The following is a 21,215-nucleotide window of genomic DNA, read 5'->3' on the forward strand; positions in this document are numbered from 1 at the left end:
GCTGGGCCGGAGATGGCGGATGGCCAGCTCCGAGTAACGTGAGTTGACCGAATCCGGCAAGCAGCCGCAAACACGCGGCTGCCCCCGCGGCTACCGCCGCCGCTTCCGTTACTGCGGAGTCGCCGACGGATTTGCTTCCTGCATCTTGCGGTGAATCGCGAATTCACGCTCGGCCTCTTCTTTATGTCCGGTGCGGCTTAGGGCGGTTGCCAGATCATAGTGCCCGGCTGGATTCTCGGGTTGAAGCTTCACGCCGGTTTCCAGCGGCTGTAACGCATCTGCATATCGCTTTTCGCCGATTAGAGACGATCCTAGTCCGAGATAAGCCTCGGCAAAGTTGGCATCGAGCTTCGTCGCGCGCGAGAAGTGATTGACGGCTTCCGGCCACTGACTCGACTGCCGCGCGAGTTCGCCCAGGACATATTCGGCTCCGGCATTCTGGGGATCGATCTTAAGTTCCTGTTCGAAATTCTTCCTTGCATCGTCCACGACGTCTGGGCCGGGATTCGGTTTCGACAACAAGAGCCGGCCAAGCCGGTAATGAATGCCAGGCAGGTTCGGATTCATTGCGAGAATTTTGCGGTATTCGGCGGCCGCGTCATCCCATTTGCCCTGGGTCTCGAGCGATTCGGCATTCAGCTCGTGCACCTGATAAGAAGATGGGGCCACGCGTAATAGGTCCTGTGAAGCGCGAATTGCCAAATCGGAGTATGCGTGCGTTGCCTGATACAAAACTTCAGGATCGTCATGGAAGTCTCGATTCAAAACCTGAAGGAAATCGACAGCCTCGTAGGGCTGGTTGTGAGTCATGGCACAGCGCAATCCCGCGAGGCCGGCCTTCTTTTTTACGTCTGCTGCAATCGACTGATGCACCGCGCGTTTCAGTTCGGGAATCGCCTCAGCACAGCGCCCGGTGGCTGCGAGATTGATGGCATGGTTCGCAGCTGCAGCGGGCGGCTGCGACGGAGAACCTTGGCCGAAGGAAAGGATTGAGACAGTCAGCACCAACACAGAGCCGCTGACAAAGCGGGACACCATGGACGAAATCATAAGCCGGACCAGCAGAGCTTCTGCTCGAAAAAGTAAATGGCAGACGCGGTTACGCCTGCCATTCCCCTTTTCTCTTCTGTGTGCGATTCAGAAGTAGAATTTCAGCGCCAGTTGTATCTGTCGCGCATCCTGAGTTGAGTTGATGACCCCTGTGCTCATATTCGGGTGAGCAAAGTTGGGATGGTTAAAGGCATTCAGAAAATCGGCGCGGAATTGGAACCGCCGCACTTCGCCGATTGGGAAATTCTTCTGAAGGCTTATATCGGCGTCGATGTAGCCAGGTCCAATCACCGGACCCTGCGCCGGGCAGTTGCCAAACTGTCCAGGAGCTGTCGGCGTGACGAATGCTGGATTGAACCAGAGCAGGCCACTCGTGTCTGTGGTCTTCGGATAGCTCAACAAAGCATCGTTGCAGTTGGGTCGAGCACCGGGGGAACCAGTTCCAGTCGTATCACTTCCGTAAAGAGCGAGCGGGAACCCTGTATGCCAGGAGACAATCGGGTTGACCGACCAGTTCCCAACAACAGCATCAACTACCGCAGGCAGGTCTTTACCAAACTGCTTGCCGTGTCCAACTGGCAGTTGATAGATCGCGTAGGCGCTGACTATGTGCTTGGAATCCCAGTAGCACTGAGCCCATTCCGCGCGCTCGTTATAGAGATTCTGGAAGTACGGAGAAGCCGGCGTAGCTTGCGTGGTGCCGCTCCAGGTTCCGAAGTAGCCGCTGTTGTCCGTCATGCACTTCGAGTACGTGTAGGAGATTTGCGTCTCCAGCCCGTGGCTTTCACGCTTTTGCAGGACAGCTTGTAGCGCGTTGTACTTCATCGCACCGATGGAGGCGGTGTCTTTTACTACGCCGAATCCGTTTGGACCATAGGTCGGCGAAGCGACAGTTGATCCGTTTACGCCCGGTGGGTTCATGCCACCGACGTATGGAGTCGAAACGACGTTGCCGTTAACGAGTTGATTCTGAGTAAGCCAGACCGGAACCATGAGATGAGTAGCATGCTGTCCGATATAGCCAACTTGTAGAGAGGTGTTTTTTGCAACTTCCTGCTGGATGGTGAGGTTGTATTGCTGTGCCATCGCTGGCTGAACGGTTGGATTCCAGGCAAGCATCGTTGCTCCCAGGAAGGGATTGCCTCCAATCACCGCACCGGCGCTCGGTCCAGCTTCGGTGGTGAAAGGCGTTCCAGAGGTCACATTGACTGCTTGTGTCTGTGGAGGCGTGTTAGGAGGATTCTGCGTCAAACGCAGATTCGTTCCTGTGCCCTCCAAGTAAGAGGAGATGGTGTACGCGCCACGAACGACCATCTTGTTCCCAGATCGGGACGGAGTCCACGCGAATCCAATTCTCGGCTGAAAATCCGGCAGACCATAGGTCGATTTGTACAATCCGCTGCTGAAGCCATTGCTGCCGGAGCCAACGACGGTTGCATTGCCTGGATACTCAAGAGCTCCAGTCATGATGTTCACGTTGACCTGGCGATTGTTGACTTCGGTCCAGGGCGTACGTGCTTCATAGCGGAGCCCGAGGTTGAGCGTCAGGTGATCGGTAAAGCGCCAATCATCCTGAACAAAACCTGCATACAGCCAGTCCTGCTGATGCCATGCTCCGCCGCCGCCGCCGCTCACGCCGCGACCTACCAGGGATGGCAAGCCGAGCGCAAAGTCGGCTGCGGCTGCGTCCGTTTGTTGAGTAGCAGTGACGTTCGATCCGATTGGCCCTGAATATTGGCCGTCGTATAGCAGTAGTCCAAGTTCGCCACCGTTACCGGCATAGAAGACGTTGATTCGATACCGGTTCATCTGGAAGCCGGTTTTGAATACATGCCGTCCGTGGCTGTAGATAACGTTGTCGTTGAACTGGACGACGGTCGATGCGAAGTTCTCGAGAGCGATGTTGTTGCCGATGCAGCTCAGCGCACCGCACGCGGAATTCGTAACGCTGCCGCCACCAAAACCGAACAGCGGCAGACCCGCCGAAGTGACTCCGTTAATTCCCAGCCCGCCGGCGAGCGTTTGAACAGATTTATCAAATGTGTAGTTGTTGTTGGCAAAGTTGATGTAGTTCGTCCCGAATCGGGCCTCATTCACCAATGAGGGTGAGATCATGTGCTCCCAGTTCGTAGACGTGTTGTAAAGATTCGCAGTGTTGACTACCGAGCCGAAAAGCAGAATTGAACTACTGCTGGGATCGTTCTGCTTGCCTTGGGAATAGCGTGCGTTAAATCGATCTTTACTGGACAGGTTGTAGTCCAGCTTGACGTCGCCTTGGTCAGAGTTAAACGCCTGTCCGAAGGAGTCGATCGCTGATCCAAATCCGTTGGATAAAGGAGTTGCAGACGGATAAAGACTGGAGGTCACCAGCTTGGTAAAAGCTGGATCCAGCATCGACGAAGGAATGATGTTGTTCGCAAATGGAACCCTTGCAGCCGGTGCAACCAGGCTGCAAGGTGTTCCGGAAACGCCGGTTCCCGGCGCGCACGGATTGAATAATTGCACGCCTTGCGAAAGCAACGCGCTGAAGTCGCCAGTTCGCTCCGCTGTCGTGAGGACTGAGCAAGTGCCTCCACCGCCGTTGCAGGAAGAAGTTGGCGGATGGTCGAGGCGACCGCCCTGGTAATCGGCGAAGAAGAATAGCTTGTTCTTAAGCACTGGACCACCCAGAGTTCCACCAAACATGTTCCAGCGAACTTTTGGTGTGCCGATGGGGGTCGCCGGGTTCAGCCCGTTCTCCCACTTGTTCGCGTTGAGCGCGTCGTTACGGAAGAACTCCCACACATCGCCGTGGAATGCGTTCGTGCCGGACTTCAAAGTCGTGTTGATGATTCCGCCATCGAAGTTGCCGTATTCCGCGGGCGCATTCTGCGTGATCAGGTTGAATTCTTGAATCGCGTCCGGCGCAGGTGTGAGGCCAAGGCGGTTTTCTGAGGTCTGATTGTTATCGACTCCGTCCAGCAGGAAGTTGTCGGCCTGCTCGCGGTTGCCGTTGATATAGGGTCGTCCGCCACCTTCGGCGGTGTTCGATCCCAAATTGAAACTGGCTGCATCGACCGTCACCGAGCCGGGAGCGAGCAGCGTCAGCTGCGTAGGATTGCGCGTTGCCAGCGGGAGATTGTCGTTGGTCTGAGCATCGATGACCGTGCTCACTTCGGTCGTATCGGTGTGCAGCACTGGAGCCTCAGAGCTCACTTCTACAGTCTCTTTTACGCTGCCGACTTTTAGATCGAAATTGATGCGCGCGGTCTGATCCAGATCGAGCGTCACGGCGGAATGCTGTGCCGATTCGAAGCCCGACGATTCCGCCTTAATGGCATACGTCCCGATTGGAACTCGCTGGATGCTGTAGATGCCGCTCTCGTTGCTCTTGGCCGTGTACACCGCGCCGCGGTTTGTGTCCGACGCGGTGACGGTTGCGCCAACGATCGGAGCCCCGGTTGGATCGAGCACCGTGCCGGTAATGTTCGCCGTCACCTGCTGTGCCAATGTCGCTTGTGAGATGACCAGAGTGAAGACAGCCAAAAGGGAGAGCCCTCGCAGGGATTGCAGTCTGCGTTTCACAAAAGCCTCCTGATGCGCGTGAAATTTCTTGATTTCCCGCTATGAGTCGAATAAGCTATATAGCACTCGCAGTCGTTGTCAAGAAAAAAAGTGCAGAATTCAGAAGGACAGGTGATGTTGTCCTATAGCAGCCATTAAATTTCTCTATAGCGGTTAGATCGGCCGTAGTCCAAAGCTCCAGCGCACCCGACAAATGGGACAACACACTATCGCCAGAGTTTCAAAGATTGAAAGTTCGATGCCGGCGTACCGGCGCATCCACCGAATCATCCGCCAGCGAATCGAGAATGGACGCCTTCGCCCCGGAGACATCGTTGATTCTGAACGGGAACTGGCGCGCGCCCATCAGGTGAGCCTGATGACTGCGCGCCACGCGTTGGCCGAACTAGAGCGCGATGGATTCGTGGAGCGACGCCGCGGCTCAGGAACGTTTGTTGCGCCGCCGAAGATTCAATTCAATCGTCTCACCAGCTTCACTGAGCAGATGGCGACGCGCAGCCTGGCGCCGCAGTCGAAGGTGCTCTCGTCGCGGATCATCCAAAGCGAGCCAGACATCGCCGCGCGGCTTGGGCTCTCGCCCATGACTCCTTTACTAGTGATCGAGCGACTGCGGCAAGCGGCCGGCGAGCCGTTCGCGCTGGAAACCTGCTACTTCTCCGCACAGCAATACGGAGCACTGGCTCGCGCTCCGCTCGATCGACAGTCGTTGTTCCTACTATTGCAGAAGGATTTTGGAGCGAAGCTGGCTTACTCGGACGAAAACATCGATGCCACCGTCGCCGATCCCCAGTTGGCACGGCTTCTGAGCGTTCCGCGGGGAGCGCCGTTGCTCAGAATCCGGCAGGTCATCTTTTCCGAAATGGGAAGCGCAATCACGTATGTGCTCGGCCTCTACCGCTCCGACCGGCATACGTTTACGATTCGTCGGACGCGCTGAAGCTGCCGCCAGCGTGCATTTTGGGGTTCACACGAGGAATAAAACGAATTAGCGCGATGTATGCTGAAGGCAATGAGGAGCTCTGACGCGAATGGAAACGCCCTTCCCGCGTATCGGCGGATCCAGAACGCCATCCGGAAGAAGATCGATGACGGCAAGCTGAAGCCGGGCGAACTGGTCGATTCCGAGCGCGAACTGGCGCGCGTACACGGCGTGAGTCTCATGACTGCGCGCCACGCTCTAGCCGAACTCCAGCGCGAGGGCTTGGTTGAGCGTCATCGCGGATCTGGAACCTACGTTGCTCCTCCGAAAATCGAATTCAACAAGCTGACCAGCTTCACCGAGCAGATGTCCGGACGCAGCATGACCGCGCAATCACGCGTGCTGCACCTCAGCACCCTCCATGGCGAGCAGGACATCTCCGCACGTCTGGCTCTCCCTGCGACGACGCGGCTGCTGTATATCGAACGTCTGCGCGAAGCTGGAGGAGAGCCGTTTGCCCTGGAAACGTCGTACCTTTCCGCCGAGACGTACGGGAGCATCACGCGTTCGCAGCTTGAACGTGGCTCGCTCTTTATTCTTCTTGAGAAGGATTACCAGACCAGAATCGCGTATGCCGACGAGGACGTCGACGCTACCGTAGCCGATCCGAAAACCGCATCGTTGCTGCGAGTTCCGCAGGGATCTCCGCTGCTGAGGATTCGTCAGACCATCTTCTCTACTGACGGAAAGGCGATGCTGTACGTGCTTGGACTGTACCGTTCTGACCGGCATGTCTTGCACATACGGCGCTTCCGCTAGCTATCCTTGTCTGCTGGATGACGAACTGTCCGCACCACTCCCTGGCGCGAGCTTTCGCCAATGCTATGCTGGCGATTCAGGGAGTCTTCAAATTCACAGCATCGAGTCCGTAACAGACGCAAACGCGCCACGCCACGAACGCGGCCGGCTTACGAAGTGGTCTCATCGTCCAGCGCTCATGTTTTGGGTGGGACTCGTTGCGCGTGAAACAGCTATCTTGATCGGCCACACGTATCGGATCTCCAAGCTGCAGGGAAGCTTTGGATTTGGTTGGGAGACAGGAAGAATCGCGGATTCGATAGCGACCGGTCACGGATTCAGTTCTCCCTTCGTCGCCGGCACCGGACCCACTGCGTGGCTCGCGCCGGTCTATCCTTATATTCTGGCAGGCGTTTTCAAGACCTTCGGCGTGTACACCACGTCATCCGCGATCGCAATTCTTTCCATCAACTCCATCTTCTCATCGCTGACTATCTTCCCCGTTTTCTACGCTGCACGGCGCACGTTCGGACCTCGTGCGGCGTGGTGGTCCGGATGGCTGGCTGCGCTCTTGCCCTATGCCTGGTATTGGGCGATCAAGTGGGCGTGGGAAACGAGCCTGGCGATTCTCCTGCTCGCCTGTGTGTTCCTGCTGAGCTTGAAAATGGCAGGAATCCAGTGGTTAGCAGTTCGGAAATGGGAATTCCTTCCGGTTGCGCGCTGGAGGGAGTGGCTGCAGTTTGGAGTGCTTTGGGGAGCTATCGCCCTGGTCAATCCGTCTCTTCTGCTCTGGCTGCCCTTCGCCGGGACTTGGCTGCTAGTTCGGCAGATACAGGCTAAGGGTCGAGCGCAGCCTTTCATCCAAGCTGCCTGTGCCGGCGCGATCTTCATTGCCATAGTCAGTCCGTGGACTATTCGCAACTATTATGTCTTCCACCGTTTCATTCCGGTACGCGGTAACTTCTGGGCCGAGTTTCGCATGGGCAATGCCGAGGATGCAGTTGGGTTATGGCGTTTCTGGATGCATCCGAGCAGTAACGTTTTGGAGTTGCAAAAGTATGAGCAGATGGGCGAAGTTGCTTATGTTCAGATGAAGAAAGCCGAAGCCCTCAATTTTGTGCGCACGCATCCGGGAAAGTTTTTGACACTCTGCATCCGTCGCGCGGTCTTCTATTGGTACGACACGCCGCGAGATACCGGTGTGGCGGCGTTATCGGAGAGTCGCAATTTGGGCTTTCTGCTCTCTTCGATTCTCGCGTTCGGAGGACTGTGGGTGATGTGGCGACGCGCGAATCCGGCCACGTTTCTCTTTAGCTCACTGTTGTTTGCTGTTCCGCTTGTGTATTACCTGACATTCCCACATCCGCGATATCGCGCGCCGATCGAGCCGCAGATGCTGGTTTTGGCAGTGGGACTATTTCTTGCCGCCGAACCTCGAAAACGTGTAACCGCACCGCATGTCGCATAGGAGAGCTGCGAGCTAATGGAGATCGTGCCCTCACGTAAGTTCGTGATCAACCCAGACAAGCCATTGCGGCGGCTATCGATCGTGCTTCCGGTTTTCAATGAAAAGGACACGATCGGGACCACCTTAGAACGCGTGCTAACTGCCGCCACTCCGCTTGAGCACGAGCTCATAATCGTTGACGATTATTCCCGCGATGGCACAAGAGAGCTTCTTCCCGGACTCACTAACACGATGCGATCGGCGTTTGGGATTCCGATCGAGCTTGTACTTCATCAGGAGAATCAGGGAAAAGGCGCTGCATTGCGCACAGGGTTCAAGCATGCAACCGGAGATGTTATTTTGATTCAGGACGCGGACCTCGAATACGATCCTCGCGACTATCCGCAATTACTGGAACCCATTCTTGAAGGCTTTGCCGACGTGGTATTCGGGAACCGCTTTCATGGCGGGTCCCATCGCGTGCTCTACTTCTGGCACTACTTGAGCAATCAGGCGCTGACGTTCTTTTGCAACATGCTCTGCAACCTGAACCTGACAGACATGGAGGTCGGATACAAGGTGTTTCGGCGCGAGGTCCTCGATGCCCTGCGGTTTCGGAGCGATCGTTTCGGATTCGAGCCAGAATTCACCATCAAAGTCGCGGGCCTCGGTTGCCGGATTTACGAAGTCCCAATTCGGTATCACGGACGCACTTATGAGGAAGGCAAGAAGATTACTTGGCGCGATGGCATTGCCGCCATCTGGCACATTCTGCGATTCCGGTTCTTTGAATGACAATTTCCGACAAGAAGCTTCGCGTGGCCGTAATCGGCTGCGGCGCGTTTGGGCGTAGCCATGCTCGCGTATATCGACAACTTCAATCCAGTAATGGAAGTGTTGAATTGGCCGGAGTTGTTGACAAAAATCAGACTGCAGCGCAAGCGGTAGCAGCAGAATTTCAGACGCAGGCGCTCTCGTCGATCTCTGATCTTAAGGACAGAATTGATGCCGCTTCGGTAGCCGTCCCAACCATCCATCACCTTACGGTTGCGAGCGAATTGATGCGCAATGGCATTGATGTGCTAATCGAAAAGCCGCTGGCCGCGACTCTGGTGGAAGCAGATGAGCTCGTCGCGGTAGCTCGGGAGCACAATCGGGTCGCCCAAGTTGGGCACCTAGAGCGATTCAATCCTGCGGTGCTCGCTGCAATTCCCATTGTGAATCATCCTATGTTCTTCGAGGTTCACCGCCTTAGCGTCTTTACTCCGCGGTCGCTCGATGTCGATGTTGTGATGGACCTGATGATTCACGATCTCGACATTGTATTGTCATTCGTGAACTCGTCTGTCCGTGAGATTCGTGCAGTTGGCTTGGCTGTGATCAGCAACAAGGTTGATATTGCGAATGTGCGTGTTGAATTTGAAAACGGCTGTGTCGCCAACTTCACCGCCAGCAGAGTTAGCACTGAGAAAGTCCGCAAGGTGCGCTTCTTTCAGCCGCATCAGTACATCTCGATCGATTATGGACGGCAGGACCTCATCAGCATTCGCGTCGATGAGCGCGCTGCGGCAGAGTTGATGAGTGGAAAGATCCCTCCGTCCGGATTAGGTCCGGCTCCGGGCATTGCTTTGGACAAGCCCAAAGTGGAACCACGCGAGCCTTTGCGAGCCGAGATCGAATCCTTCCTGGATGCGGTGCGTCGGCGCCGCAAACCGGTGGTTTCGTTGGAAGATGGCCGCCGCGCCCTGGAAGTTGCGCTGCAAATCAATCGCGCGATCGAAGCGCATCATCGCGCAGCAGGTCTGAGCTAAGGCTCATTGGCCGCCGACCGCCGTCGATTGGAGTGCCGGTGGCGTCGATCACGCGCCCAAGCAGGCTCTCGCCGACGCGAATCGAGGGGCGATTCCCGGTGCTGATCACGCGGTCGCCATAGCGGATTCCCATGGGCTTGTCGAGCGCCGTCGAGAGCACCGCCGATCCGCGGAATCCGATGATCTCTCCCGGAAAGCGCTGACCGTTGTTGATAGCGATCTCGCAGCACTCGCCTACCGAGCGTCCGGTCAATTGATGCGTGGGAGTACTGCCCGCTACGATTACGTTCTGAACGTCAGCTTGCAAGATGTGCATCCTCTCCGCACGACGGAGAGCGAGTGTAGCGCTTCAGAATAAGAATTGGCTTAGATGAAAATTAAATTCTTCTTAGAGACGAAAAATAATTAAAGAAATCAGGAATTCTGCCGAGGAAGTACGACCCGAAAACAATTCTTTCCGGTGGCGGTAGCGCGTAACTCTACATCCCCCGCAAACGCGCGAATGATTCGTTGGCTGAGCGCGAGATCAAGATTTCCAGACTCTCCGGGTTCGATCTGCACTCCAGGTGGGAACGGTTCAAAGATGTTCGGCGCTGACTCGGGATCGTAAGACGCCTCATCAGAAATTTCGATCTGAGTTCTTCCGGCGGGGAACAAGAGCTTTACCGTAATTGCCGCTGCGTTTGGATTTTTTCTGACACACCAAGTAAAGAGATTCTCAATCGCATCCCGCAAATAGACGGGATCCGCCAGCACCTGTGAATCCTGATCCCCAGAGATGACGAAGCGGATCTTTTTTGCTTCCGCTACAGGCAGCGAGTTGCTCACCGCAGCTTGAATGCATTCACGAAGCGAAACAACGCGCGCGCGTGCGCCAAAATCGGTCGCAAAGAACTCCCGCGCAATCTGAAACAGCCAGCGCAACCGCTCCAATTGGGTGAGGCCAGCTTCAATTGCGGATTTAAGTTGTTTGGCATCATCGCTCATCAGTCCAAGTTCGAGCGACGCATATATTGCACCGATGGGCTGGCTCAGCTTGTGGAAGAAGCTTTCGGCAAGGTTCTCCGGCGGCAGTACAGGATTCTCAACCAGCGAAGCGCCGGATTCACGCTTGACGTTCTCGTTCACGCGCAACTCACGAGGCCGCGCTGGGGGCGGTCGTAGAGGAATCCTCAGAGTCGGCAGTGGAGAACTCCAGACCATCGCTCAGGACGTAGCCTACTCCGCGGACCGTACGGATGAGCTTCGGCTCGAGATTGCCATCGACCTTCTTGCGAAGATAATTGATGTATACGTCTACGACGTTGGTGCTGGTATCGAACGAATGTTGCCATACGCGCTCGAGAATCATGGTACGCGTCACTTTGCGGCCGGCGTTGGCCATAAGATATTCGAGCAGCGCATATTCTTTCGGGCTTAGCTCGATCTCTTTTCCTGAGCGGGTAACGCGCCGATCAACGCGATTGAGTTCCAGATCCGCGATGCGCAGCCTGTCCTCCATTGGCTTTGCGCGACGGCGCAAGAGAGCGCGTACTCGGGCGGAAAGCTCCGAGAAAGAGAACGGTTTCACCAGGTAGTCATCGGCGCCGAGATCGAGCAGCGTCACACGATCTTCAACTTTGCTCCTCGCCGTTAGAACCAATACGGGAGTGTTGTTGTTGGCGTTGCGCATCCGCCGCAGTATTTGTACCCCGTCCACGCGTGGCAGGTTCAGGTCAAGGATGAGCAAATCATATTCCTGCGTGCTTAGCAGGAAATCGACTTCATCCCCGGCGTGAGAGAGATACACCTGATGTTGTTCAGCTTCCAGGCCCTTGCGGACAAAATTGCCTAACGACACATCGTCTTCGGCGAGAAGAATTCTCATGAAGTAGTATCGCGGGAGAAAAAACAAAGATTAGGGCTTACAAATCGAATGTAGCGATGCTGCAAACCGCTTGTCAACGAATAGCCGAGGCTCATGCTAATTCCAAGAGCGAGTCAGTAATTGCTGAAGGATATTTAAGGAAAAAGCTTTAGCGCTGAAATATGGACTCTCCAGATAGTGGTTGTCGATGCTTGCCACGACAAGTTTCCGTCAAAAGCAATGAGCGCGTGGCCGTAACGATTCACCAGCGCGGCAAAACGCGGCGCCAATCTGGGTCGACGTGCTTGCGCATTTCAGCCTCGTCATCGCGCTTCCGGTATGGATGCTTATGATAACGCTCCAGGCCGCGCGCGAGCTGATCGTGATCCAGTTCAATTCCCAATCCGGGCTTTTCTTGGATGCGAACGCAACCGTTTGCGATCGAGATCCTGCCACCTGCAACAACTTCGTCCTTCTCTGATTGCCAGGGATAATGCGTGTCACAGGCGTAGGTAAGCTGAGGGGTCGCCGCAGCAGCATGGGCCATCGCCATGAGAGATACACCGAGATGCGAATTGGAGTGCATCGAGAGCCCCAGCCCGAAGGTGCGGCAGATCTTGCCCAGATGCTTCACCTGCTGAATGCCGCCCCAGTAATGAGGATCGCAGAGGACAACCTGCACGGCGTCCATCCGGATCGTCTCGGGCAGGTCGGCGAATCCGGTCACCGCAACATTGCTCGCTAATGGCGTTTCCACCCCGCCATTGAGCAACTCGCGGCGAACTTGCGCCATTCCGGGAATTGTGGCCGTAGGATCTTCGAGGTACCCACCATTCCCGAGTTCCTCGCGCAGAGCTTTTCCGATCTGAACAGAAGTTTTTACTGACCACGCACAGTTCGGGTCAAGGCGAATCGGAACAGTGGGACCAAACTCTGCCCGAAGCTGCCGGACCGTCTCGGTCTCCTCTGCAGGATCGAGCACGCCGGCTTTGAACTTGATCTCGCGAAATCCATATTTCGCGAACATCTGCTTCACCTGCGCGACGAGTTGCTTCGGCGTGAGCGCTTCGCCGTATTCGTCTTCGCGCATGTCATCCCCCTCGCCGCCACCACCCGCATGTTTGTAGAACGGATATGCCGAAAACGGAACTTCGCTTCGAGCTCGCCCTCCAAGCAAATCGCAAACGGGCTTGCCTACGGATTTGCCAATCAAATCAAGACAGGCAATCTCGATTGCAGAATAAAGCCTCGCAGCTTCGTCGGCGGGATTCTCGCCCGGGAGGTAGTAAGTCTGGGACCGGTCAAACCGGCCGGTGACGCCGCTGCTGTCGACCATGGGCAACAGAAGTCCACAGAGCCGATATGCATCCTGTCCTAGGATTCGGCTTCGTAATTTCCCGAATGCCTGCAGGATCGCCTCGCCGCCGTGGGTCTCGCTGACACCGACAATTCCATCTTCGCTCTTGAGTTCCAGAACGGTTCTCAATGCGTACGGCGCATGCAAACCATAAGAGCTGCGTAGCGGAGGGTCCGCTATGGCGAGGGGATGAAGGCTCATATCAGCGATTTGCATTCTGAACTCCATCAGTGACGACTCTTTGCGGAAGCATTACTTGAGGATTTGAACAGCGACTGAGGGAATACCGCTGTCAAAGCCAATGTAGCTCTAGAGGCGGCCCGTAGCTTGCAATTCGCGATAGAACCCGAGATCTTCGCCTTGAAGCATCTTGGTGATGTATGTAATTTGGCCGTAGTGCAGGCCGAAGTGTTCGATCACCTGATACACGGCATGCAGGCCGCTCACGGTGTAACCCTGAATTTGGTAGGTCTGAACCAACTCCGATTCGGAGATGCGCGGAAGCACCTCTGCGACTTCTTGCATTGTAACCGCAAGCTTCTCGATAACTTCTGTTTTGGGAAGATGTCGCCGCTCGGCGAACTCGGCGGGACGGTTCCGCTTGTCCTCGCGATGGGCGAACGGCGCGATGATCCATTGGGTGACGTTTCCGTTCAAATGCAGAATCAAGTTGCCGATGCTGTTGCTTGCCTCATTTGGACGCCACCACACCTGCTCGTCATTCAGTGAATCCACACACGTATGCAGACGCGGCCAGTATTGCTCCAGCAGCTTCCAGCGAGAGAACTCAATGAATTCGGCAGTGACAGTTCTGGGCGGCATGGCGGGATTATAGACTTTGACTTGAACCGGCTGCGAAAACCAAGAACGATCACGGAGGTCACGAAGGCAAGTACAAGTGTCACGGAGCTACTGCGGTTCCTTCTAGTAGCTTCAACGCTGCAGTTGTGTACCTGGTTGCTTCCTGTCGCAGGCGGGATTTTTCTCCGAATTCAGCAATGGAATTTGCGGCGCTCTGCGCGAATGCCATACGGAAGGACGAATATGCGATCAAGTAGTCGGGAAGACGCTTTTGGACCTCGTCCCCGCTGATGCGGCAATATTCGCTGAGTAACAGATCGGCAGCTTCCGCGTTCAGCTCCCATTCAACAATGGCTCCGGCGAGATCCCACGCGATGTCAGTTGGGCCAGGGAAGAAGTGGTTATCGCCATGATCTGCGGCATCGAACTTCTGCAGACTGCCGTCATTTAGGGCAATCCATTCGAACGGCATCATGCGCGCATCGGCGACCACGGGTCGTTCCACCGGCAACTTGATTTGCCGAGATACTCCAAGTGCTCGCTCTAAATTGATCTGCGCCATATGCTCAAGTTCCGTTTCGGAAGCCACCGGGGAGGTCAGGTGTTCGCTGCGAAAGGCGCAGTATCGGGCCAAATGCGTCACCACCTCGCGATTTGCGCACTGTAAACGCGCTCCGCTCAACCACGCGGACACGCTGAAGCCATCTCCGCCAGAGCTGATCTGTGGTCCCCAACCATGGTTCGCCAAAAGTTGAGAGCGTTGGCGCACAGCCTTTCCATAGTGTCCATGACCGTCAAAGCGGAAAAGTAAAGTTCCATTCCGGGAAGTATACTTTTGGCGCTCAGTCCAAGGCCACACCCCCGGCCAGTCCGCTTCTGAGTCGAATACTCGACTTCGCCATGCGCCGCCTCCAATGTACTCGTCGGCTTGCGATGGCATGTAGCGAGTTGGCTTGAGCGGAGTAGTTCGAAAGTTCTTCCAGCGCTGAGCGGCATTAGGAGCGAAGAGATTCTCGAGGTTCGGCGTAGAGCTTGGCATGAGAACGATGCGCTCGGCTGGAACACCTTCTTCAACCAAAGCTTCCGCAACCGAGAGAAACGACGAACCGCTCAGCCCTGGACCCTCATCGACAACGAAAAAATGCGCGTTCTGCCCGTTCTGTGCTGCGATCCAGTTCCGCTCATCCTGGGTGACAGGAAGGCGACGTTCGAACGGATGTCCAATAGGGCGCACCGTGATTCGTGCGGCGCCAATTCCTTTCGCCGAAAACCATGCGCGGACGATTGCGGAAAGTGTCGTACCAATCGAGCGAATACCGACCACCGCCGCCGCTGGCGGACATGTCGCCTCGGCAGCGAGCAAATCGGCGTAGTCGAGTGGATGCAGCGCGTAATAACAAAATCCTTCCGGAGTGGACAGCGTGAGCGACCGTGGGACCTGTAACTCTCCAAGAGTGGCTGCGAGCTTCGCTGAGATGTGCGGACGTGATTTGGTAAGCAGCGCCGACGCAAGCTGGTCGGCTGCTTCAGCGATTACGTGTGCTTCCATACTGCCGGCATCGTGATCAACCAGAGCGCATTCGAGTCCGCCTGCGCGGAGGAGAGCATCGATCAGCTCGTCCCGAGCAATTTGATTGGAAAAGTCGGTGAGCGACAGGACCGCTTCGATCTGCGCGAGTAATCCGCGTAGCAGCTCTGGACCGCTGCGTACACTCCGCCCATCGCGGAAGACAAGAAGCTTCCAAGTATCGGCTGTACTCACCTCTGGAATGGTACCGCGCTATGCAGCTTTGTTCTTGCCCCGAGTGACCCGCGGGGAGCGCGAGACGTCGCCCTCTTTGTCGATGAAATATAGAAACTGATTATCGCGATCGACTGCATGCTCGACGAGGACCTCAGTCTTGCCCTCACCCGACTTCGGCTTCTGGCAAACGTTGCCGTCTTTGTCGAGGAAGTAGAGGTACTTTGCGTAGTCCCGCTTCAACCCAAGCTGCTTCACCTTTTCTGCCATGGCTTGCTTGGATTCGTTAACGTAACAGCCTGATGCCCGCCCAGGATGGCAGCAGAATCAGCCGCTGCGTCGGCGCAGTTTGACGCGAGCAAACAAGTCAGACCGGCTACTTTGCTGCTCGCCTCGCTTTGCCTTTGGATTGAAGATTCGCAGGAGCAGCTTTCACTGGAGTCTCGCCCGGCGCGAGGACTCGCTTGACGATCACACCCTCTAACCGATACTTCTGCGCGACGGTGCTGCCGTTTTCGTCCCGCACGTGGATGGTGAATGTTGGCTCAGTGCCAAGATTTTCGAACTGTTCTTGTCCCACCGAGACCGGCAGCAGACCAAAGATGTTGCGATCGCGGTAAGCCGTTTCATAACGGTGCTTTTTTACGTTCCAGCTGAAGACGCGAACCTGGTTGTAGTCGAAGGGCATGCCGTCTTTGGGTTCGGTGAGCAGGACAAGATAATAGGACTCGTCCTTGTTTAGCTCGGGATCATGAACGGTGGTGAGGGGAAAGAACGAAACGATGCGCTGGCCTTCCGCATACTGCGCGATATCGAGCGGCACGTCAATGTCGATCATGCGCCCAAGAACCCACCCGCTATGCCCTTGGGAAGTGCGAACCAGCCACCAGTCTTCCATGGGCACTGCCGGCACTACAGGCTGATCTTCGGCAACACGTTGCGGCTTACCTTTGGAGGATTTTTTGCTAGTTGGCGCAGCCTTGGCTGGCGCAGCAGAGGCCGGCTGTTCCTTGCTTTTGTATTCGGTCTCGTCTTCCTTCGCGGCGTCGCTTGCATCCTGCTTCTCTTCGGATTTTTCCGCAGTTGCTGAAGCCGATGCCTGGAGCAGAGGTGGCGGAGGCGCAGAACTCGCGGCACGCGAAACCGCTGCGCGCTGCAGCAGATCAATCTTGTCTCCCTCTTTCAGCAGGAAGAGGCGATCGGTGTCACGCCCGGGCGTGAGATGCAGGCGGAAGTCGCTGCGCAGCACGCCATGCGCCTGCACAGGATCGTTCTGGTGGTCGCGATTGAGCTGCTGAAAGCCGCGAAAAACATCTTCACCGACGAGGTAACGGTCCTGGAGCCATCCCTCCTCACCTTTCTCGTTGCGTACGCGCTCCCAGCGTTTGCCGCGCTCCAGGACAACTACTTTATCGCCGTTCTTAACGATTCCCGTTTTGGAATACACAGGCGCGACGCGGTCGCGAAGCGCAGCCTGCGGAGCGGCGGTGACGTACAGGATTTCATCTTGCTTTCCGTCACCGTGCCCGCACGCAGAGAACAGTAAGGCTGCGAATACGCAGAGGAGAAAAATGCTTACAGAAGCTTTAGGGGAACTGATTTTCACCAAACAGTCTGACTCTGAATCAAGGAGTTAGGGCTACACAGAATTGTAGCTCCCGATAGCGGCAATCTCGAAGCTGTGCGGACCAATCTAGTTAGGCTTCTTCTTGACCTTCGTGATCGTCTCGTCGATTGGCTTGCGACCGGCGTAGCCTTCCTCAAGATCGTGCCAGTGCGTGATTTTTTCTTCTCCCATCTTCCAGCAGAGCAGAATGGTCTTGCCATCGACAACGCACGGAAAATCCAGCAGGCCCATATCAAGATCTTTTACCTGAACGCCAGTAGCATCGATTTCAGCAACCGCATCCTTGATTCGCTGTGCGGTTTTTTCGCGCTCGGCACGCCGCATCGCCGCCTTGCCGATCTCGACCAACAAACCGCCGGAGAGGAAAATGCGCTGCGCGAGTTCCTGGAATTCGGCGTCGATGGTTTCGATCAGCTGCTTGCCGTCAATCGCCTGCTTCAGCAGCGACTTGAGTACAGGAAGCAGTACTTGTGCTTCCTGCAGAGTGAAATGCTTTTGTGCCATGGTGTCAGAAACTATTTTAATTGATTGCAAAGCAGCCGGTTGAGTTCGCGATCTGGCTTTCGCGATACAAATCACACAATCGCGAAATCGGGAAATCACGAAATTACACCAGCGCGGCGCTCTCGAAGAGGTTCCGTCTAGGTTCCGATCTCCAGCATTCGGTCCAGCGCAACCTTAGCCCAATACTTCACGTCATCCGCAACTCGAATGCGATTAACGACGTTGCCTTCAACAAGGTTTTCGAGAGCCCACGCCAGGTGCTGCGGAGAAATCCGGAACATTGTGGTGCACAAACAGCCAGAGTCGTCCAGCGTGATCACCTTCTTGCCCTGCTCAGCAAAGCGCTTGCCCATGCGGTTGACCAGGTGAATTTCAGTTCCAACGGCGAACATTGTGCCGCTCGGAGCTTCTTCGATGATCTTGATCAGCCGTTCGGTTGAGCCGAGCCGGTCAGCCTTCTGGCAGACTTCCCACCGGCATTCCGGGTGGACGATCACCTGAATTCCCGGATATTTGGCCCGAACCTTGTCCACATGCTCCGGCAGGAAACGCTGGTGAACCGAGCAGTGTCCTTTCCAGAGAATCACTTTGGCGGATCGCAGACGCTCGGGTGTGACTCCGCCATTCAGCATGTAAGGATCCCAGACCACCATCTCCGAAAGCGGAATTCCCATCGCGTAAGCGGTATTCCGGCCAAGATGCTGATCGGGTAAGAATAAGACTTTCGGAGCTTTCTTATAGGCCCAGTGGAAGGCATTTCCAGCGTTCGACGACGTGCAAACGAGCCCACCACGCTCACCGACAAACGCTTTGATCGCCGCCGTGGAGTTCATATAAGTAAGAGGAACAAGCCCGTTTTCGAGAACCCCAAGCCGCTCTAGCTGCTCCCAGCAGTCCTCTACCTGACCGATTTCTGCCATGTCGGCCATCGAGCAGCCGGCATTCAGATCCGGCAGGATCACCTGCTGCTCGCGACGCGCCAGAATATCGGCGCTTTCCGCCATGAAATGCACGCCGCAGAAGACAATAAATCGCCCATCGGCCTGCGCCGAGATCTTGGAAAGCTTATAGGAATCGCCCGTGTAGTCGGCGAAGCGGATCACTTCATCTCGCTGATAGTGATGGCCCAATATTACGCAATCGCGTCCCAGCTCGCGCCGGGCAGCGGCAATGCGCTCATCCATGGTGTGATCGGGGAGAACTAAGTAGTTCTCAAGCGAACAGGAAACCTGTGCAGTTGCAGTCGTCACGTCTATTTTCCGCCTTCAGTCTCGACACAACCGCCGGGCTTTCACTCGGTTCGGCTGCTCGAAACGGGGATGTTGAAAGCAATCCGCCGGCTCCAGTAGGTCCACTACGCTGGTTCGCGCCCGACCTACGGGGATGTTGAAGCCGACATCTATTCGATGTCCCAGCCGCCCAAAAGTCGCCAGGTTGCTGGCGTTTTCAGGCGCTTAGACCTATATAGTGTCGCATTTCTGAGGCCCTCGGTGCAACGCGAACAGCGGATATCTGCCGCTTAGCCATTACCAGTAGCCTTTCTGTACGATTACTAAGGCCGGACTCCGTGACCTTCTCTGTGCCTTCGTGACCTTTGTGTTCGCTCCTCCGTATGCCGAAACGCCAGCCCAAACTAACGTTTTTTCTCGGCAAAGGCGGGGTCGGCAAGACCACGGTCAGCACCGCTTATGCCCTGCATGCCAGCTCCAAACCCGGAAAAAGCGTAGTACTGATCTCGACCGACCCGGCTCATTCCTTGGGAGATGTGCTGGATACAAAGCTCAAATCCGGACTCCAAAATCTGCGCACCGGGAACGGAGGCAAGCTCTCAGTCTGGCAAGTTGATGCCGGAGCCCGATTCCAGGAGTTCCTCAACGACTATCGCGGCGCCATCACGGAACTAATGGAACAAGGAACGTTCCTCTCGAGGAATGAGATCGAGTCGTTCCTCGAAACCGCGCTGCCCGGCCTGGCCGAAGTAAGCGCCCTGCTCACGATCTCCGACTTGCTGGAGAGTGCGAAGTTCGACGAGATCGTCGTCGATACCGCTCCCATCGGACATACACTCCAACTCTTCCGGATTCCCGACCAGCTCGCCCGCTTTCTCGACTTCCTCGAACTCTCCGGACGCCGCGATCAAGTACTAGCCGAACACTTCGGCGGAAGCACCAGAGCCAGGCGTCCCGCAGTCGTTGATCAATGGGACGCAGTGCTCTCTTCGCTGCGCCGAGCGCTCTCCAGCGAACAAGCCAGGCTGGTGATGGTCACGAGCGCAGAGCGCTTTTCGCTCGAAGAGGCATCGCGAACGGCGCGGATGCTGGAGGAAGATTCGCAAGCAGAGATAGCCGAAGTAGTCATCAATCGCGCAGTGACACGCAAGACCACCTGCAAACGCTGTCAGGAAAGATTTCATCTCTACGAAGCGGCACGCAGGTTCGTCTCGCGGAGATTCCCGAATGCGGAAATTCGCGTAGGAGAAGATTCCGGCGCGCCGCCGATCGGCCTCGAAAACCTGCGCGCTTTCGGCGGGCAAGTGTACGGAACCGCCACCGGTAGGCGCGCAGAAAACAGAACCGCCGGCGGTAGCCGGGGGGTCGGAGCTGGCCGAATGGCCAGCTCCGAGCAGCACCATGCTGCGATGAAGCTGAAATCAGTTCGACCCAAGAAAGCCAGTGAAGTGACCCTCCAGCCCACGGAATGGCCCGATCCCAGCACTCAACTCACTCTCACGCTCGGCAAAGGCGGCGTCGGCAAGACAACCATCTCCGGCGGCCTGGCCTACACCCACCGCCAACAACATCCGCGGGCAAACGTGCTCATCTGCTCCACCGACCCCGCGCCGTCGCTAGACGACCTCTTCGAGCAAAACGTCGGACCAGTTCCCAAACCGGTACTGCACGACAAACAGTTTCAGGCCGTCGAAGTCGATTCCACAGCCGAATACCTAGCCTGGAGCCGCAAGGTGAAGCAGGTGATCGCGCAATCGCTGCAGGTGCAGCAAGGCGGGCTGCATGTCGAACTTTCGTTCGAGCACGAGATGCTCTCAGCATTGCTCGACATCGTACCCCCCGGAGTCGACGAGATCTTCGCCGTCTTCAAGCTGCTCGACTTCATCGAATCCCGCGACCTGACGCTGGTGATCGACATGGCGCCCACCGGACACGCGCTCGAACTTCTGCGCACGCCTGAGCGTCTAGTCGTCTGGACGCGCCTGCTGTTGAAAAGCCTGTCAGCGCACCGTACACTGCCGCTGGCGCAAGAACTGGCTGTCGAGGTCGCATCGATCTCGCAGCGCGCGAGAGAGTTGGCGCAACTATTGAAAGATCGCAAGCGCGCAAGCGTGTTTGTCGTGTTGCTCGCCGAGCCGCTGCCTGACCGCCAGACGGGACGCTTGCTTGCGAGCCTTGACGATCTCGAACTCAAACCGGCAGCAATCTTCGTGAATCGCTTGCTGCCGAACCAGAATGGGAAATGCCCACGCTGCCGCCTGGCGCGGGAATGGCAGTTAGCAACGTTGTCACGTTTGAGCTCCGAGCGGAAGTATTTCGCAGTCCCTGACTTCTCCCGTCAGATTTCAGGAGAAGATGGACTGGAGCGATTGACCGAACGATTATGGGAAATAGAAAGAAGAGCGAACACCCATTCGACCAGCTCAGGGCGGGCTCCGGTCAGGAAGGCAACACGAAGTTCACGAAGACGCTCTCCGTGGCCTTCTGTTTGACTTCGTGACCTTCGTGTTAACCCCGGTTT

Annotated in this window: 18 protein-coding genes; 6 read left to right on the plus strand and 12 right to left on the minus strand. The window is 56.2% G+C overall.

Annotated elements, in window-relative coordinates:
• Nucleotides 1-108 precede the first annotated feature (108 nt).
• Both VFU50_17255 and VFU50_17260 read right to left on the minus strand, forming a co-directional pair.
• Nucleotides 109-1,038: a tetratricopeptide repeat protein gene (locus VFU50_17255; GenBank protein ID HEU5234612.1), complete on the minus strand. Its 930-nt coding sequence runs from the start codon at nucleotides 1,036-1,038 to the stop codon at nucleotides 109-111.
• A gap of 99 nt (nucleotides 1,039-1,137) precedes the next feature.
• Entirely contained in the window at nucleotides 1,138-4,614 is a 3,477-nt protein-coding gene (locus VFU50_17260) for a TonB-dependent receptor (GenBank protein HEU5234613.1), read from the minus strand.
• A 193-nt stretch (nucleotides 4,615-4,807) separates the two neighbouring features.
• Between VFU50_17260 and VFU50_17265 the strand changes: the two genes are divergently transcribed.
• From VFU50_17265 to VFU50_17285, 5 genes are all read left to right on the plus strand, one after another.
• A complete protein-coding gene (locus VFU50_17265; protein ID HEU5234614.1) occupies nucleotides 4,808-5,551 on the plus strand; it encodes a GntR family transcriptional regulator in 744 nt (247 codons plus the stop codon).
• A 72-nt stretch (nucleotides 5,552-5,623) separates the two neighbouring features.
• A complete protein-coding gene (locus tag VFU50_17270) occupies nucleotides 5,624-6,352 on the plus strand; it encodes a GntR family transcriptional regulator (protein ID HEU5234615.1) in 729 nt (242 codons plus the stop codon).
• A 178-nt stretch (nucleotides 6,353-6,530) separates the two neighbouring features.
• Nucleotides 6,531-7,799, plus strand: coding sequence for a hypothetical protein (locus VFU50_17275; GenBank protein ID HEU5234616.1), 1,269 nt, complete (start codon nucleotides 6,531-6,533; stop codon nucleotides 7,797-7,799).
• A 15-nt stretch (nucleotides 7,800-7,814) separates the two neighbouring features.
• On the plus strand, nucleotides 7,815-8,573 hold the full coding sequence (locus tag VFU50_17280) for a glycosyltransferase family 2 protein (protein ID HEU5234617.1): 759 nt from the start codon (nucleotides 7,815-7,817) through the stop codon (nucleotides 8,571-8,573).
• Nucleotides 8,570-9,589 carry a Gfo/Idh/MocA family oxidoreductase gene (locus tag VFU50_17285; protein ID HEU5234618.1) on the plus strand — a complete coding sequence of 340 codons (1,020 nt, stop codon included), beginning with the start codon at nucleotides 8,570-8,572 and terminating at the stop codon, nucleotides 9,587-9,589. Before VFU50_17280 ends, VFU50_17285 begins: the two co-directional genes overlap by 4 nt.
• Here VFU50_17285 and VFU50_17290 read toward each other — a convergent pair.
• From VFU50_17290 to nadA, 10 genes are all read right to left on the minus strand, one after another.
• Nucleotides 9,543-9,896 carry a hypothetical protein gene (locus tag VFU50_17290; protein HEU5234619.1) on the minus strand — a complete coding sequence of 118 codons (354 nt, stop codon included), beginning with the start codon at nucleotides 9,894-9,896 and terminating at the stop codon, nucleotides 9,543-9,545. The two genes, VFU50_17285 and VFU50_17290, sit on opposite strands and share 47 nt — an antisense overlap.
• Before the next feature lie 107 nt (nucleotides 9,897-10,003).
• Nucleotides 10,004-10,717 carry a HAMP domain-containing sensor histidine kinase gene (locus tag VFU50_17295; protein HEU5234620.1) on the minus strand — a complete coding sequence of 238 codons (714 nt, stop codon included), beginning with the start codon at nucleotides 10,715-10,717 and terminating at the stop codon, nucleotides 10,004-10,006.
• Between the two features lie 7 nt (nucleotides 10,718-10,724).
• Nucleotides 10,725-11,456, minus strand: a complete 732-nt coding sequence (locus VFU50_17300; GenBank protein ID HEU5234621.1) for a response regulator transcription factor — start codon at nucleotides 11,454-11,456, stop codon at nucleotides 10,725-10,727.
• A gap of 241 nt (nucleotides 11,457-11,697) precedes the next feature.
• Nucleotides 11,698-13,008: an enolase C-terminal domain-like protein gene (locus VFU50_17305; GenBank protein ID HEU5234622.1), complete on the minus strand. Its 1,311-nt coding sequence runs from the start codon at nucleotides 13,006-13,008 to the stop codon at nucleotides 11,698-11,700.
• 93 nt (nucleotides 13,009-13,101) lie between these two features.
• Nucleotides 13,102-13,614, minus strand: a complete 513-nt coding sequence (locus tag VFU50_17310; GenBank protein ID HEU5234623.1) for a DUF1572 family protein — start codon at nucleotides 13,612-13,614, stop codon at nucleotides 13,102-13,104.
• A 79-nt stretch (nucleotides 13,615-13,693) separates the two neighbouring features.
• A complete protein-coding gene (locus VFU50_17315) occupies nucleotides 13,694-15,355 on the minus strand; it encodes a hypothetical protein (protein ID HEU5234624.1) in 1,662 nt (553 codons plus the stop codon).
• An 18-nt stretch (nucleotides 15,356-15,373) separates the two neighbouring features.
• A complete protein-coding gene (locus VFU50_17320; GenBank protein HEU5234625.1) occupies nucleotides 15,374-15,604 on the minus strand; it encodes a hypothetical protein in 231 nt (76 codons plus the stop codon).
• A gap of 106 nt (nucleotides 15,605-15,710) precedes the next feature.
• A complete protein-coding gene (locus tag VFU50_17325) occupies nucleotides 15,711-16,940 on the minus strand; it encodes a hypothetical protein (protein HEU5234626.1) in 1,230 nt (409 codons plus the stop codon).
• 87 nt (nucleotides 16,941-17,027) lie between these two features.
• Nucleotides 17,028-17,465 (minus strand): DUF2203 domain-containing protein, encoded by a 438-nt coding sequence (locus VFU50_17330; GenBank protein HEU5234627.1) that lies wholly within the window; start codon nucleotides 17,463-17,465, stop codon nucleotides 17,028-17,030.
• A gap of 137 nt (nucleotides 17,466-17,602) precedes the next feature.
• Nucleotides 17,603-18,715 carry a quinolinate synthase NadA gene (gene nadA / locus VFU50_17335; GenBank protein ID HEU5234628.1) on the minus strand — a complete coding sequence of 371 codons (1,113 nt, stop codon included), beginning with the start codon at nucleotides 18,713-18,715 and terminating at the stop codon, nucleotides 17,603-17,605.
• A gap of 362 nt (nucleotides 18,716-19,077) precedes the next feature.
• Here nadA and VFU50_17340 point away from each other — a divergent pair, with 362 nt between their 5' ends.
• Nucleotides 19,078-21,186: an ArsA family ATPase gene (locus VFU50_17340; protein ID HEU5234629.1), complete on the plus strand. Its 2,109-nt coding sequence runs from the start codon at nucleotides 19,078-19,080 to the stop codon at nucleotides 21,184-21,186.
• Nucleotides 21,187-21,215 lie beyond the last annotated feature (29 nt).

Source organism: Terriglobales bacterium (assembly GCA_035764005.1).
In the GTDB taxonomy this organism is placed as follows: domain Bacteria; phylum Acidobacteriota; class Terriglobia; order Terriglobales; family Acidobacteriaceae; genus Gp1-AA112.

Coding starts and splice junctions, on each gene's coding strand:
- VFU50_17310 (HEU5234623.1), bottom strand. CDS start 13,614: ATGCCGCCCAGAACTGTCACTGCCGAATTCATTGAGTTCTCTCGCTGG.
- VFU50_17300 (HEU5234621.1), bottom strand. CDS start 11,456: ATGAGAATTCTTCTCGCCGAAGACGATGTGTCGTTAGGCAATTTTGTC.
- VFU50_17285 (HEU5234618.1), top strand. CDS start 8,570: ATGACAATTTCCGACAAGAAGCTTCGCGTGGCCGTAATCGGCTGCGGC.
- VFU50_17275 (HEU5234616.1), top strand. CDS start 6,531: ATGTTTTGGGTGGGACTCGTTGCGCGTGAAACAGCTATCTTGATCGGC.
- VFU50_17270 (HEU5234615.1), top strand. CDS start 5,624: ATGAGGAGCTCTGACGCGAATGGAAACGCCCTTCCCGCGTATCGGCGG.
- VFU50_17265 (HEU5234614.1), top strand. CDS start 4,808: ATGGGACAACACACTATCGCCAGAGTTTCAAAGATTGAAAGTTCGATG.
- VFU50_17280 (HEU5234617.1), top strand. CDS start 7,815: ATGGAGATCGTGCCCTCACGTAAGTTCGTGATCAACCCAGACAAGCCA.
- VFU50_17340 (HEU5234629.1), top strand. CDS start 19,078: ATGCCGAAACGCCAGCCCAAACTAACGTTTTTTCTCGGCAAAGGCGGG.
- VFU50_17320 (HEU5234625.1), bottom strand. CDS start 15,604: ATGGCAGAAAAGGTGAAGCAGCTTGGGTTGAAGCGGGACTACGCAAAG.
- VFU50_17330 (HEU5234627.1), bottom strand. CDS start 17,465: ATGGCACAAAAGCATTTCACTCTGCAGGAAGCACAAGTACTGCTTCCT.
- VFU50_17305 (HEU5234622.1), bottom strand. CDS start 13,008: ATGCAAATCGCTGATATGAGCCTTCATCCCCTCGCCATAGCGGACCCT.
- VFU50_17255 (HEU5234612.1), bottom strand. CDS start 1,038: ATGGTGTCCCGCTTTGTCAGCGGCTCTGTGTTGGTGCTGACTGTCTCA.